We start from the raw sequence: 14,795 nt of genomic DNA, 5'->3' as shown, positions 1-14,795 counted from the left end.
CACCTGGCCGGGGCCCGGGGGGCCCGGGGCCGTGCCCGGGGAGGGCGCGGGCACGCCAGCGCCCTGCGCACGGTCACCGTCGTACGGCGCGTTCATCGAAACCCCACCTCATCGTCCCCAGGCCGACCGGCCACGGCATCGCTCAACGGTCCACTGTCTCACCCGGGCCGGACGTGCCGTCGCTTTCGGCTCCGGTGTCCGGTGTCTCGTCACTCTGCTGCGTGTCCTCGGCCGCGGCACGTGCCGCGACACGCTTGCGGCTGGCGTACATCTTGATGCCTGCCAGGACGAGGAGAAGCATGCCGCCCGCGATGACGAACATCACGGTCGGGGTGATCTCGGTGGCCTCGACGGTGAACCTGCGTTCCTTGCCGTAGGGCACGCCGTCCTTGGTGTACAGCTGCGCGGTGACCTCGACGGGGCCGCTGGCGGTGGCGTTCGCGGTGAACTTCAGGGTCTGGCTGTGCTGGGCCTGGACGGTGACGTCCTGCTCGGCCTCGCCGCTGTCGCCGAACATCAGGCGGGTGGGGTTGGCGGACTTGATCCGCAGCACCAGCCCGCGGACGTCCTGCACGAGACCGTTCTTGACGGTGACCGGGATGGTCGCGCTGTGTCCCGACAAGGTGGTGTCGGTCTTGGGGATCAGCTGCACCCGCTCGGTGAGACCGATCAGGTACTGCTGGACTCCGTCGCGGTAGGCCTGGGCCTCCTGCGGACGACCGCGCCAGGAGGTGGACATCTCCCGGTTGGTGGTGTTCCCGAACGGGATCTCCACGCGGTCGGGTGCGGAGAGGATCACCTTGAAATGGTCCAGGGTGGTCTGCGTCGTCCGGATCTTCTCGAAGGCGGCCTGCTGGAGCTCCTGTTTGCGCAGCTCGTCGGGGTACTGGCCGGCCCCGGGGACCTGGGTCGTGGCGCCCGGGTCGGGCTTGGCGCCGGCGGCGGCCTCCAGGTCCTGCGGCTGGGTCCAGCGGCCGGGCTGGAGCGCGCGCAGGGCGGTGGCCATCGTCTGGACCTGGCTGGAGCTGGGCATCCGCTGCGGCGCGACGACGAAGCTGCGCTGCTGGTCGGTGTTCTGCAGGTTCAGGGCCAGGCTCTGGGCGAGGAACCGCTGCACCGCGAGGACGGAGTTCCCGGCCTGGAGCATGTCGCCCTGGAAGGCGGTGGACAGCCGGGCGTCGGCGACCACGGCGGTGGCGCCCGCGCCGATGGGCCGGGCCGCGGACGGCGTGTAGCCCAGTCCGCCGCTCTCGGAGAGGCTGTCGCTGCGCGTGAGCACGTTGTGGGCGCCGGCCGAGGTGGCGACGTTGACGATCGAGGGGTCGATGGCGCCGTCGACCGGCCAGGAGAAGTCGGTGGAGGGCGTGACGTGCAGCACGGTCTCGACGGCCTGCTTGGCCTTGTCGGTGGCCGGCCGCAGCTGGCCCAGGGTGCCGGAGACGTCCTTGCCGTGGTGGGCGAGCGAGGCGAGGTCGGGATCGGCGAACGGCAGCGCGACCACCTTCTTGCCCTGGACGGCCGTTTCCAGGGAGCTCAGCCACTTCTCGGCGACGGCCTTGTTGCGGCCGGGGACCGTGCGCCCGTCGGGCAGGCGGACCCGGTAGCCCTTGGTCATCGCGTCGACGGTGTACAGCAGGTCCGGGTCGATGACCCAGGTGATGGGCAGGTCCTTGCCGAGGGTGACCATCCGCTCGAGCCGGCCGCCGGGGGCCAGCTCCGCAGCCAGGTCGTCGTCCCCGAAGACGGGGGTCTGGAGCTCGTCGGAGCCGGTCTCGGCCGTCAGGTGGGTCCCCGAGATCAGGGGCCAGACGTAGCTCACCTGGTAGCGCTTGCCGGCCGTTTCGGGCTGCCAGGGCAGGAAGGTCCGCTCTATACCGAGAACCTGCTCCCCCGAGCGGCCGGTCGACCCCGAGACGGACACCCCGAGCTGGTAGACGCCGTCCTTGTCGAGCTCCAGCTTGTTGACCGGAACCTTGAGCTCGAAGTGCCGGCCGGCCTTGGCGGGCAGGGTGGGGAACTTCACGGCGAACGCCGGGTCGATCTCCTTGCCGTCGCTGCCGGGCCGGTACTCGCCCCGGTCCGCCGCCTCGTCGATCGCGTCCCGGTCCAGCAGTCCGCCGACCCGCAGGCCCACATGGGCGTCCGTGACCGGCTCGTGCCCGGTGTTGACCACCGTGCCGGAGATCGTCAGCGTGTCGCCCTTCACCGGAGCGCTGGGGGTGAAATCGTCCAGCTGGACATCGACCACGCCGCCGCCCGACTCGGCGGCCCGGGCCTGTTCTGCGGGTGTGTAGATCAGCGCGGCGAGGACGGGCGTCCCGGCGAGCAGGACGACGGCGCGCCGCAGCCAGCGGCGCCGGGCAGGGACGGGGGAGGCCCCCTGGTTGACTGCCGCCTCGGCCACGCTCGCCCGTCCCTCGCAGTGTCGGTGGTCGTCGGTATTGCGTCCACGCATGGTAACGAGACCCACTGTGCGCGAGTGCCGCGCCTTGCTCCACATGATCGGGCCGGGCCCGGGGAGCCCGGCTACCGGGGTCGCCGTAAACGAGGACGCCCGGGGCGGGCGGGGCACGTACCCTTTTCTGTTGTGCCGAACGCCAACGAAGACAGTCCCCGTGCCCTCGACCAGGTGCAGCACCACGCGGTGAGCGAGCTGCTGCGGGTCGCCCCTGCCGCCGAAGAGCTCGGCCGCAGGTTCCAGGAGGCCGGTTTCCGCCTCGCCCTGGTCGGCGGCTCGGTTCGTGACGCCCTGCTGGGCCGTCTCGGCAACGATCTCGACTTCACCACCGACGCCCGTCCCGAGGACGTGCTGAAGATCGTCCGGCCGTGGGCGGACTCGGTGTGGGACGTCGGTATCGCCTTCGGCACGATCGGCTGCCAGCGCGGCGGCTTCCAGATCGAGGTGACCACGTACCGGTCGGAGGCCTACGACCGGACCTCGCGCAAGCCCGAGGTGTCCTACGGCGACTCGATCGAGGAGGACCTGGTCCGCCGCGACTTCACGGTCAACGCCATGGCCCTGGCCCTCCCGGAGCTGGAGTTCATCGACCCGCACGGTGGCCTTCGGGATCTCGACGCCCGGATTCTGCGGACCCCCGGTACCCCGGAGGAGTCCTTCTCCGACGACCCGCTGCGCATGATGCGAGCCGCCCGGTTCGCGGCGCAGCTCGACTTCGAGGTCGCCCCCGAGGTCGTCGAGGCGATGATCGCGATGGCCGACCGGATCGAGATCGTCTCGGCCGAGCGGATCCAGGCCGAGCTGAACAAGCTGCTGCTGTCGGACCACCCGCGCAAGGGCCTCGGGCTGCTGGTGGACTCCGGACTGGCCGCGCATGTGCTGCCCGAGTTGCCGGCGCTGCGCCTGGAGAGCGACGAGCACCACCGGCACAAGGACGTCTACCACCACTCGCTGATCGTGCTGGAGCAGGCGATCGACCTGGAGGAGGACGGCCCGGACCTGGTGCTCCGGCTGGCCGCACTGCTCCACGACATCGGCAAGCCCCGCACCCGCCGCTTCGAGAGCGACGGCCGGGTCTCGTTCCACCACCACGAGGTGGTGGGCGCGAAGATGACCAAGAAGCGCATGACCGCGCTGAAGTACTCCAACGACATGATCAAGGACGTGTCCCGGCTGGTGGAGCTGCACCTGCGCTTCCACGGCTACGGCGAGGGCGAGTGGACCGACTCGGCCGTGCGCCGGTACGTCCGCGACGCCGGTCCGCTGCTGGAGCGGCTGCACAAGCTGACCCGCTCGGACTGCACCACGCGCAACAAGCGCAAGGCCAATGCGCTCTCCCGGGCCTACGACGGCCTGGAGGAGCGGATCGCGCAGCTCAAGGAGCAGGAGGAGCTGGACGCCATCCGGCCCGACCTGGACGGCAACGAGATCATGCAGGTGCTGGGTGTGGGCCCCGGTCCGGTGATCGGCAAGGCCTACGCCTATCTGCTGGACCTGCGGCTGGAGCACGGCCCGATGGAGCACGACCAGGCCGTCTCGGCGCTGAAGGAGTGGTGGGCCGGCCAGAGCTGAGCGGTGCCGGGGGCCGATGTTTCACGTGAAACCACGACGGTGTTTCACGTGAAACGTTGCCGCCCCTGCCGCATCAGCCCGACCGCGGTCAGGGCGTAGAGGACCGCGACGCTCACCACCAGGGCCGTGGACCTGCCGTCGGGGGGCAGCATCAGCGCGGCCACCGCCGCCGCGCCGACGAACGCCACGTTGAACAAGACGTCGTAGACGGCGAACACCCGGCCCCGATAGGCATCGTCGATACGGAACTGGACGACGGTGTCGGTGGAGATCTTCGCGCCCTGGGTGGCGAGCCCGAGGGCGAAGGCGGCCACGAGCATCGGGCCGGGGGCGAAGAACAGCCCGAGTGCCGGCACCAGGACCGCCGCACCCGCGGCGCAGACCGTGATCCAGCCGCGGGGGCCGAGCCGCCCGACCGCCCAGGGAGTGACCACGGCGGCTGCGAAGAAGCCAGCCCCGGACACCCCGACGGCCACGCCCAGCAGGGCCATCCCGTCCGCCTCGTTGTCCGACCAGGCGTAGCGGCACAGCATCAGCAGCATCACCGTGAGCGCCCCGTAGCAGAAGCGCATCGCCGTCATGGCGGTCAGGGCACGGGCGGCCTCCCGGCGCTCGGAGAGGTGCCGCAGCCCTTGGGCCATGCCCCGGACGGTCAGCACCACGCCCTCCCACGGGGAGGGGTGCCCCTGGCCCGGGGTGCGGTCGGGGCCGAGCAGTCCGATGCCCAGCCGGAGCGAGACCAGGGCGGCGCCCAGGTAGAACGCGGCGCCCACCAGCACCACCAGGGCGTTGGAGCCGGCGGCCACCAGTTGCAGCAGGAACGCCAGCCCGCCTCCGGCGGTCGCGGCGAGGGTGCCCGCGGTGGGCGAGAGCGCGTTGGCGGTGACGAGCTGGTCCGCGGCGACGACCCGGGGCAGGGAGGCGGCGAGCCCGGCCAGGACGAAGCGGTTGACGGCGGTCACGGACAGTGCGGAGGCGTAGAAGAGCCAGTCCGGCACATGGGCGACGATCAGGACGGCGGTGCCGCAGGCCAGCAGGGCCCGCAGCAGATTGCCGTGGAGCAGGATCTGCCGGCGCCGCCAGCGGTCCAGCAGGACCCCCGCGAAGGGGCCGATGACCGAGTAGGGCAGGAGCAGGACGGCCATGGCGGAGGCGATGGCCGCCGGGGTGGTCTGCTTCTCGGGGGAGAAGACCACGTAGGTGGCGAGCGCGACCTGGTAGACGCCGTCGGCCGCCTGGGACAGCAGTCGTACGGTGAGCAGATGGCGGAAGTCCCTCAGGCGCAGGAGCACGCGCAGGTCCCGTACGGCAGGCATGAGGGCAAGGGTCACATACGCGGAGGGTCCCCGGGCAGATTGCCCAGGGACCCTCCGCGGAAGAGGAGCGGAAGTCCGGGTGTCACGCGGACGCCCGGGAGGCGGCTCAGCGCTCGACTTCGCCCTTGATGAACTTCTCGACGTTCTCGCGGGCTACGTCGTCGAAGTACTGGACCGGCGGGGACTTCATGAAGTACGAGGAGGCCGAGAGGATCGGGCCACCGATGCCGCGGTCCTTGGCGATCTTCGCGGCGCGCACGGCGTCGATGATGACACCGGCGGAGTTCGGGGAGTCCCACACCTCGAGCTTGTACTCGAGGTTCAGCGGGACGTCACCGAAGGCACGGCCCTCGAGGCGGACGTAGGCCCACTTGCGGTCGTCGAGCCAGGCCACGTAGTCGGACGGGCCGATGTGGACGTTCTTCTCGCCGAGCTCCCGGTCGGGGATCTGCGAGGTGACGGCCTGCGTCTTGGAGATCTTCTTGGACTCCAGGCGCTCGCGCTCGAGCATGTTCTTGAAGTCCATGTTGCCGCCGACGTTCAGCTGCATGGTGCGGTCCAGGATGACACCGCGGTCCTCGAACAGCTTCGCCATGACGCGGTGCGTGATGGTCGCGCCGACCTGCGACTTGATGTCGTCGCCGACGATCGGGACACCGGCCTCGGTGAACTTGTCGGCCCACTCCTTGGTGCCGGCGATGAAGACCGGCAGGGCGTTGACGAAGGCGACCTTGGCGTCGATGGCGCACTGGGCGTAGAACTTTGCCGCGTCCTCGGAGCCGACGGGCAGGTAGCAGACCAGGACGTCGACCTGCTTGTCCTTCAGGACCTGGACGACGTCGACCGGGGCCTCGGCGGACTCCTCGATGGTGGCGCGGTAGTACTTGCCGAGCCCGTCGAGGGTGTGGCCGCGCTGGACCGTGACGCCGGACTGCGGGACGTCGCAGATCTTGATGGTGTTGTTCTCGCTGGCGCCGATGGCGTCCGCGAGGTCCAGGCCGACCTTCTTCGCGTCCACGTCGAAGGCGGCGACGAACTCGACGTCACGGACGTGGTAGTCGCCGAACTGGACGTGCATCAGGCCCGGGACCTTGGACGCCGGGTCGGCGTCCTTGTAGTACTCGACGCCCTGCACCAGCGACGCGGCGCAGTTGCCCACGCCGACGATGGCTACGCGAACCGAACCCATTCCGGTTGCTCCCTGTTCGTTCTCGGACGAGGCCTGCGAGATGCAGGGCCTCATTTTGCGGTTTCATCGGGCGGACCGGGACGCCTCTGGTCCCGTCCGGCCCGCTCGCTCTCGATGAGCTCGTTCAGCCAGCGCACTTCGCGCTCCACGGATTCCATCCCGTGCCGCTGCAGCTCGAGCGTGTAGTCGTCGAGGCGCTCCCGGGTGCGTGCGAGCGAGGCACGCATCTTCTCCAGGCGCTCCTCCAACCGGGTGCGGCGGCCCTCCAGCACCCGCATCCGCACCTCGCGTTCGGTCTGACCGAAGAAGGCGAAGCGGGCGGCGAAGGACTCGTCCTCCCAGGTCTCGGGGCCGGTGTGCGACAGGAGCTCCTCGAAGTGCTCCTTACCTGCCGCCGTCAACCGGTAGACGATCTTGGCGCGCCGCCCTGAGAGTGAAGTGGCGACGGCGTCGTCCGGGGCACTGCCCGGTTCTTCGATCAACCAGCCGTTGGCGACCAGCGTCTTGAGGCAGGGATAGAGCGTTCCGTAGCTGAAGGCCCGGAACACCCCCAGCGAGGTGTTGAGCCGCTTGCGCAGCTCGTACCCGTGCATGGGGGACTCGCGAAGCAGGCCGAGGACGGCGAATTCGAGGATGCCCGAGCGTCTGCTCATCCGCCCTCTTCCACCTCCGCCTCAGAGTCCTTTATGCCGAGCTGATGTATCGACTCGATACATCCAGACGATAGAACGGGCTGCAAGGACCAGCAAGGTCAGACGTGGTGACCGGTGTCACATCACCAATTCGTACGAGGCAAGTTGCCTGATTTGGGGTGAACTTCGGCAGAGGTTGGGTTTTGACCGTGCGTAGTCTGTGCGCGTGACACCGGGGGGAACCGGAATCCGTCGCAGCCGCCAGGCACCGCGCCTGCCCGAGGAGTAGTCGTTCCATGAGCGAGCACCGCCGCAAACCGCCGCAGCCGCCCAGTGGCGGCCGCGCAGCGGCCCGCCGGGCCGCCCAGCAGCGCCCAGGACGGGGCGCCACGCCCGCACGCGATGTCCCCACCGCATCCCCGAGCGGAGGCTACAGCCGGCCGGAACCGGCCGGCCGCGCCGAGGGACGCCGTGCCGACCGGCGCGGTAGCGGAGCCCGCGGCGCCGCCGCACCGGGCAAGAAGCGGCTGATCAACTATCCGCGCGCGGACAAGGACGGCTGGCAGCGCTTCGTGCCGTCGTGGAAGCTCGTCGGCGGAACCACCCTGGGCTTCTTCGCGGTCCTCACGGCCGGAGCGGGCATCGGCATCGCGATGGTCGGCACGCCGGACCCGCACCTGGCCGCGCAGGCCCAGAACAACGTCTTCTACTGGGCCGACGGTGAGCAGATGGCCGCCACCGGTGGCAGCACCAACCGGCAGATCGTCCCCATCGACCAGATCCCGAAGTCGATGCAGAACGCGGTGATCGCTGCCGAGAACGAGTCCTTCGAGACCGACAAGGGCGTCGACCCCATGGGCATCGCCCGTGCCGTGGTCAACATGGCCAAGGGCGGCTCGACCCAGGGTGGCTCCACCATCACCCAGCAGTACGTGAAGAACACCTTCCTGGACTCCGAGCAGACGCTCAAGCGCAAGGTCTCGGAGCTGTTCATCTCGATAAAGCTCGGCATGACCGAGGAGAAGCCGACGATCCTCGCCGGCTACCTCAACACCGCCTACTACGGCCGGGACGCCTACGGCATCCAGGCGGCCTCCCGGGCGTACTTCGGCAAGGACTGCAAGGACCTCAACCCCTCCGAGAGCGCCTTCCTCGCCTCGCTGCTCAAAGGCCCCAACCTGTACAACCCCGACGGCGGTATCGGCAGCGCCGCCACCCCCCAGGCCAACACCGACCGCGTCATGAAGCGGTGGGCCTGGGTGCTGGACCGGGAGGTCGAGGTCGGCCGGATGACCGCCGCCGAGCGGGCCCAGTACAAGGACTTCCCGCAGCGCATCGACCCGGAGCAGGCCCGTAACCTGGGCGGCCAGACGGGCTACCTGGTCGAGACGGCCAAGCAGTACGTCATGAAGACCAAGAACCTCACGCCCGAGCAGATGGCCCGCGGCGGGTACCGGATCTACACCACCTTCCAGAAGCCCAAGGTCGACGCGATGACCAAGGCCGTGGAGGAGATCCGCAACGACTTCCTCGACGAGAAGAAGCGACCCGAGTACGACACGTTCGTGCAGTTCGGCGCTGCCTCCGTCGACGTCAAGACCGGGGCGATCGTCGCCCTGTACGGCGGCCCGGGCTGGGACAAGAAGTACTTCAGCAACAACGCCAACACCATCGGTGTCCCGGTCGGCTCGACCTGGAAGCCGTACGTGCTGGCCGCGGCGATGGAGTACGGCACCCAGAACTCCAAGGGCCAGCCCCTGTCGCCCAACAGCAAGTACAACGGCAACGACCTGACCGTCATCACCGACCGCTCCGGCACCCCGCTGCGCGACAACACGGGCAAGCCGTTCAAGCAGAAGAACGAGAGCCCCACCCAGTACGGCTACGTGACCCTCACCGAGGCGATGGAGAAGTCCATCAACACGCCGTTCGCCCAGCTCGTCTTCGACGTCGGCCACGACAAGGTCCGCAAGGTCGCCGAGTCCACGGGCATCCTGAAGGACTCGATGGACCCGGGCAACAACGCCTCGTTCGCGCTCGGCACCTCCACCCCCAGCGCCATCCGCATGGCCGACTCCTACGCGACGTTCGCCGCCTCCGGCACGCACCGCGAGCCGTTCTCGGTCACCAAGGTCATCAAGGACGGCGAGGAGGTCTCCGGCTTCGAGGCGCCCAAGGCGCAGAAGGCCATGGACAACGCCGTCGCCGACAACATCACCAAGGTCCTGGAGAACGTCGTCCAGAACGGCACCGGTACCAAGGCCAAGAAGCTCGGCCGCCCGGCGGCCGGCAAGACCGGTACCACCGACCAGAACAAGTCGGCCTGGTTCGTCGGCTACACCCCGGAGCTGTCCACCGCCGTCACGCTGTTCCGCACCGACCCGAACTCGCAGGACAAGAAGCTCATGTCCATGAACAACGTGGGCGGTGTCGACTCCATCCACGGTGGTGACATCCCCGCCGAGATCTGGACGGAGTACATGAAGGCGGCCCTCCAGGGCCAGCCGGTCAAGCGGTTCCCGGTGGCCGAGGAGCTCGGCACCGTCGCGGACGCCCTCGGCGCCCCCACCCCGTCCCCGTCGGTCGTCCCGTCCCCGTCCGTCTCGGTCTCCCCGTCGCCGAGCGCGTCGGTCTCGCCGAGCCCGTCGCCGTCGAAGGGCGGCGGCAAGCCCTGCAAGCCGTGGGACCTGTACTGCGACCCGACCACCTCGGGCGGCACCACCAACGGCGGCACCACCAGTGGCACCACCAACGGTGGCGTCAGCGGCCCCAGCGGGGAGCCCTCGCCCAGCCAGTCCACCGGGGGCGGCAAGCCCGGACGGCCGGGAGGCAGCACCATCTGGGGCAGCCAGGGCTGACCGGCAGCCCCTCCGAGGCCCTGAGGGCCGTCGCACCGACGGTGCGGCGGCCCTCACCGCATTCACAGCGCCGTACGGCAGGATGAGCGCATGACGAAGGTGCACCAGGACCACCCGGTACATCCGACCCGGCACGACGAGGTCGCGGCGGCCGGCAGTGAGCTGATCGGCGGTCCCTGGGGCCGGTTCGCACGGGCGGGCGGGCAGTGGCTGCACCCGGTCCGGGTGGTGGCGCTCGTCGCGATCGGCATGTTCGCGCTCGGCATGGTGCAGAAACTGCCCTGCTACGACTGGGCGTGGTTCCGCGGGGCCGGATCGCAGTACACCCACGCCTGCTACTCCGACATCCCGCACCTGTACGTGGTCCGCGGCTTCGCCGATCACCTCACGCCCTACTTCGACCGGCTGCCGGGCGACATGGAGTACCTGGAGTACCCCGTCCTGACGGGTCTGTTCATGCAGGTCGCCTCCTGGTTCACGCCGGGCGGAGGGTCCATGCAGCACCGCGAGCAGATCTACTGGATGGTCAACGCGGGCATGCTGATGGCCTGCGCGGCCGTCATCGCCGTGTGCGTCGCCCGTACCCACCGCCGGCGCCCCTGGGACGCGCTGCTGTTCGCCCTGGCCCCCGCCTTCGCCCTGACCGCGACCATCAACTGGGACCTGCTGGCCATCGCCCTGACCGCCGCCGGGATGCTCCTGTGGTCCCGGGGCCGCGCGGTGGCCGCCGGCGTCCTCATCGGGCTGGCCACGGCCGCCAAGCTCTACCCGGTGCTGCTGCTGGGCCCGCTGTTCGTGCTGTGCTGGCGGGCCGGCAAGTGGCGGCCGTTCGGCGCCGCCGCGCTGGGGGCGGCCGGCTCGTGGCTGCTGGTCAACGTGCCCGTCATGCTCGGCGCCTGGGAGGGCTGGACGAAGTTCTACACCTTCAGCCAGGAGCGGCCCATCGACTTCGGGTCCGTCTGGCTGCTCATCTCCCAGCGCACCGGGCTGCCCCTGGACAACGCCAACACCTACGCCACCCTGCTCATGCTGCTGCTGTGCGCCGGGATCGGCCTGCTGGCGCTGACCGCCCCGCGCCGCCCCCGGTTCGCGCAGCTGGCGTTCCTGGTCGTGGCCGTGTTCATCCTGACCAACAAGGTCTACTCGCCGCAGTACGTGCTCTGGCTGATCCCACTGGCCGCGCTCGCCCGGCCCCGCTGGCGGGACTTCCTGATCTGGCAGGCCTGCGAGGTCGCGTACTTCCTGGGCATCTGGCTGTACCTCGCCTACACCACCAGCGGGGACAAGCACCAGGGACTGCCCGTGGAGGGCTACCAGCTCGCGATCGCCGCGCACCTGCTCGGCACGCTCTACCTGTGCGCGGTCGTCGTCCGCGACATCCTGCTGCCCGAGCGGGACGTCGTCCGCCGGGACGGCTCCGACGATCCCTCGGGGGGCGTCCTGGACGGGGCCCCGGACGTGTTCACGCTGGGGACCGCCGGAAGCCCCGCGAGGGCGCCGCAGTACGCGACGCCCTCGCCGGGACAGCGGGTCGAGTGGGGCGTGGGGCCCAAGGCCTGACGCCGGTGACTCAGGCGTCGACCAGGCGGTCGAACTGGGTCGTGGTGTGCCGCAGGTGGGCCACCAGCTCGTCGCCGACCTTCGGCTCGGTGGCGTCCGAAGGAACGAACAGGATCGACACCTGCATGTGCGGCGGCTCGGCGAACCAGCGCTGCTTGCCCGCCCAGACGAACGGCGACAGGTTCCGGTTCACCGTCGCGAGGCCCGCGCGGGCCACGCCCTTGGCCCGCGGCATGACCCCGTGCAGCGCCTTGGGCGCCTCCAGGCCCACCCCGTGCGAGGTGCCGCCGGCGACCACGACCAGCCAGCCGTCGGAGGCGGCCTTCTGCTGGCGGTAGCCGAACCGGTCTCCCTTGACCACACGGGTCACGTCGAGCACCGAGCCGCGGTACTCCGTCGCGTCGTGGTCACCCAGCCACAGCCGGGTGCCGATGCGGGCCCGGAACCGGGTCTGCGGGAACTGCTGCTGCAGGCGGGCGAGGTCCTCGGCCCGCAGGTGGCTGACGAACATCGTGTGCAGCGGCAGCCGGGCCGCGCGCAGCCGGTCCATCCACTGGATGACCTCCTCGACGGCGTCCGAGCCGTCCGGGCGGTCCAGCGGGAGGTGGATGGCGAAGCCCTCCAGACGGACGTCCTCGATCGCCAGGGCCAGCTGGCCGAGGTCCTGCTCGGAGACGCCGTGCCGCTTCATCGAGCTCATCACCTCGATGACGACCCGGACGCCCACCAGCGCCCGGACGCCGTCCACCGAGGACACCGAGCGGATCACCCGGTCCGGCAGCGGAACCGGTTCCTCACCCCGGCGGAACGGGGTGAGGACCAGCAGGTCGCCGCTGAACAGGTCCTTGATGCGCGCGGCCTCGTACGTCGTACCCACGGCCAGGATGTCGGCGCCCAGCCGGGTCGCCTCCTCCGCCAGCCGGTCGTGGCCGAAGCCGTAGCCGTTGCCCTTGCAGACCGGGATCATGCCCGGGAACTGGTCCAGCACCTGCTTCTGGTGCGCACGCCAGCGCGCGGTGTCGACGTAGAGCGTGAGCGCCATGGCCCGTCCAGCACCTTTCTCGATTACAGCGGGGAAGAGGGGATCAGGTGATCAGCGGCGCGACATGTAGATGTCCAGCGCCTTGTGCAGCAGCTTGTTGAGCGGGAAGTCCCACTCGCCGACGTACTCGACGGCCTCGCCGCCCGTACCGACCTTGAACTGGATGAGGCCGAACAGGTGGTCGTTCTCGTCCAGGGTGTCGCTGATGCCGCGCAGGTCGTACACGCTCGCGCCGAGCGCATAGGCGTCGCGGAGCATGCGCCACTGCATCGCGTTCGACGGGCGGACCTCGCGCTTGTGGTTGGCCGAGGCGCCGTAGGAGTACCAGACGTGCTGGCCCACGGTGATCATCGTGGCGGCGGCCAGCGGCTCGCCCTCGTGCTTGGCGATGTACAGCCGCATGCGGTTGGGGTCCTCGGAGTTGAGGGCCGTCCACTGGCGCTGGAAGTAGCTGAGCGGGCGCGGGCGGAACTTGTCGCGCACGGCCGTGACCTCGTAGAGCTCCTGCCACACCGGCAGGTCGTCGTAGCCGCCCTGGACGACCTCGACGCCGGCCTTCTCCGCCTTCTTGATGTTGCGGCGCCACAGCTGGTTGAAGCCCTTGAGGACGTCGTCCAGCGAGCGGTTGGCCAGCGGCACCTGGAAGACGTAGCGCGGCTGGACGTCGCCGAAGCCGGCGCCGCCGTCCTCGCCCTGCTGCCAGCCCATCCGGCGCAGCTTGTCGGACACCTCGAAGGCACGCGGCTCGATGTGCGTGGCCTGGACGTCCCGCAGGCGCTTGACCTCGGGGTCCTGGATGCCGGACTTGATGGCCGCCGCGTCCCAGCGGCGGATCACGACCGGCGGGCCCATCTTCACCGTGAAGGCACCCTGGTGCTTGAGGTGGGCCAGCATCGGCTGGAGCCACTCCTCCAGGTTCGGGGCGTACCAGTTGATGACGGGGCCCTCGGGCAGGTACGCGAGGTACCGCTTCACCTTGGGCAGCTGGCGGTACAGCACGAGCGCGACGCCGACGAGTTCACCGTTGCCGTCGAACCAGCCGAGGTTCTCCGACCGCCACTCGTTCTTGACGTCGGCCCATGCCGGGACCTGGCAGTGGCTCGCCGAGGGCAGGGTCTGGAGATAAGCCAGATGCTGCTCTCGGCTGATGGTCCTCAGGGACAGGCTCATGCGGGGCGCTCCTCCGGCGGCTTCGCTGGGTATGGCGCGAAGCCTACTGCGACAAGGCCGCCACCCATCTGGGGGACGGGGGGCGACCTGTCCGGGAGGTGCCCCGGTCAGCCGATCAGGCCGCCGAACAGGCCGCCGTGCGACATCCCCAGGTAGAAGCCGAAGCCGGCGGCCCCGAGCCCAATGATCAAGGCGAATCGCTCGCGCGTGGTCACCGAGATGAACTGTCCGTAGAGGCCGGTGGCGATGCCGATCAGCCCGGTCCAGGACGTCAGCAGGTGGAGGTTGTAGAAGAAGGCCGTGACGAACGACACGACGCCCATGACCAGGGTCACCGCGAGCAGGGCGTCCTGGACGGGATGGGCCTTGCCGTCGGACGCCAGCAGTGAGATGTCGGGCTGGGGACGCATTGCCTGTGCCATGAGGGGTACCTCCCGGCGGAGAACGACGTGCCGCGGGGCACTGCCGGCCTCGTCCGGCCCGCATAGCACCGCGCACACCCGATGTGTACAGATTGTGGCCCTCTGCTGCCGGATTTCAACCGGAAGGACGGGACCAGGTACTGTGTACGGTCTGCACAGGTGTCTGCTCAGACACCGTGCACACGCATCACGACCCTCCTGCCACGGAACGACCGTGGCCGCTGAGTCCAAAGGAGGTGGGTTCCACATGCGTCACTACGAGGTGATGGTCATCCTCGACCCCGATCTGGAGGAGCGCGCTGTCGCCCCCCTGATCGAGAACTTCCTCTCCGTCGTCCGTGAGGGCAACGGAAAGGTCGAGAAGGTCGACACCTGGGGCCGTCGTCGTCTCGCTTACGAGATCAAGAAGAAGCCCGAGGGCATCTACTCGGTCATCGACCTGCAGGCCGAGCCTGCGGTCGTCAAGGAGCTCGACCGCCAGATGAACCTGAACGAGTCGGTCCTCCGGACCAAGGTCCTCCGTCCCGAGACCCACTGAACCCCTTCGGTTCAGCGGTAATCGGGTTCGAGTAGCAC

General features: G+C 69.6%; 11 protein-coding genes. 4 read left to right on the top strand and 7 right to left on the bottom strand.

Features of this window, described 5'->3' with window-relative positions; translation table 11 throughout:
* Window positions 1–142 precede the first annotated feature (142 nt).
* On the bottom strand, window positions 143–2,404 hold the full coding sequence (locus EF918_RS11925; protein WP_125644614.1) for a DUF6049 family protein: 2,262 nt from the start codon (window positions 2,402–2,404) through the stop codon (window positions 143–145).
* A gap of 183 nt (window positions 2,405–2,587) precedes the next feature.
* Here EF918_RS11925 and EF918_RS11920 point away from each other — a divergent pair, with 183 nt between their 5' ends.
* Entirely contained in the window at window positions 2,588–4,030 is a 1,443-nt protein-coding gene (locus EF918_RS11920) for a CCA tRNA nucleotidyltransferase (RefSeq protein ID WP_125644611.1), read from the top strand.
* 44 nt (window positions 4,031–4,074) lie between these two features.
* On the opposite strand, the gene EF918_RS11915 is transcribed toward EF918_RS11920, so the two are convergent.
* From EF918_RS11915 to EF918_RS11905, 3 genes are all read right to left on the bottom strand, one after another.
* Window positions 4,075–5,346 carry an MFS transporter gene (locus EF918_RS11915; RefSeq protein WP_125644609.1) on the bottom strand — a complete coding sequence of 424 codons (1,272 nt, stop codon included), beginning with the start codon at window positions 5,344–5,346 and terminating at the stop codon, window positions 4,075–4,077.
* A gap of 106 nt (window positions 5,347–5,452) precedes the next feature.
* A complete protein-coding gene (locus tag EF918_RS11910; RefSeq protein WP_125644607.1) occupies window positions 5,453–6,535 on the bottom strand; it encodes an inositol-3-phosphate synthase in 1,083 nt (360 codons plus the stop codon).
* A gap of 50 nt (window positions 6,536–6,585) precedes the next feature.
* A complete protein-coding gene (locus EF918_RS11905) occupies window positions 6,586–7,188 on the bottom strand; it encodes a PadR family transcriptional regulator (RefSeq protein ID WP_125644605.1) in 603 nt (200 codons plus the stop codon).
* Window positions 7,189–7,463: 275 nt separating this feature from the next.
* Between EF918_RS11905 and EF918_RS11900 the strand changes: the two genes are divergently transcribed.
* Window positions 7,464–10,025 (top strand): transglycosylase domain-containing protein, encoded by a 2,562-nt coding sequence (locus tag EF918_RS11900; RefSeq protein ID WP_125644603.1) that lies wholly within the window; start codon window positions 7,464–7,466, stop codon window positions 10,023–10,025.
* Window positions 10,026–10,115: 90 nt separating this feature from the next.
* A complete protein-coding gene (locus EF918_RS11895; RefSeq protein WP_125644601.1) occupies window positions 10,116–11,585 on the top strand; it encodes a glycosyltransferase family 87 protein in 1,470 nt (489 codons plus the stop codon).
* Between the two features lie 10 nt (window positions 11,586–11,595).
* On the opposite strand, the gene EF918_RS11890 is transcribed toward EF918_RS11895, so the two are convergent.
* The 3 genes from EF918_RS11890 to EF918_RS11880 all read right to left on the bottom strand — a co-directional run bounded on the left by EF918_RS11890 (window position 11,596) and on the right by EF918_RS11880 (window position 14,219).
* Window positions 11,596–12,627, bottom strand: a complete 1,032-nt coding sequence (locus EF918_RS11890; protein ID WP_125644599.1) for an alanine racemase — start codon at window positions 12,625–12,627, stop codon at window positions 11,596–11,598.
* Window positions 12,628–12,678: 51 nt separating this feature from the next.
* Window positions 12,679–13,797 (bottom strand): peptidoglycan bridge formation glycyltransferase FemA/FemB family protein, encoded by a 1,119-nt coding sequence (locus EF918_RS11885; RefSeq protein WP_125644597.1) that lies wholly within the window; start codon window positions 13,795–13,797, stop codon window positions 12,679–12,681.
* Window positions 13,798–13,904: 107 nt separating this feature from the next.
* A complete protein-coding gene (locus tag EF918_RS11880) occupies window positions 13,905–14,219 on the bottom strand; it encodes a hypothetical protein (RefSeq protein ID WP_125644595.1) in 315 nt (104 codons plus the stop codon).
* 247 nt (window positions 14,220–14,466) lie between these two features.
* Here EF918_RS11880 and rpsF point away from each other — a divergent pair, with 247 nt between their 5' ends.
* A complete protein-coding gene (gene rpsF / locus EF918_RS11875; RefSeq protein WP_003956532.1) occupies window positions 14,467–14,757 on the top strand; it encodes a 30S ribosomal protein S6 in 291 nt (96 codons plus the stop codon).
* The last annotated feature ends 38 nt before the right edge of the window (window positions 14,758–14,795 follow it).

Source organism: Streptomyces sp. WAC06614, from assembly GCF_003949795.1.
GTDB lineage: Bacteria > Actinomycetota > Actinomycetes > Streptomycetales > Streptomycetaceae > Streptomyces.
The sequence above is the reverse complement of the archived record's forward strand: the minus strand, read 5'-3'. Positions and strand labels throughout refer to the sequence as shown.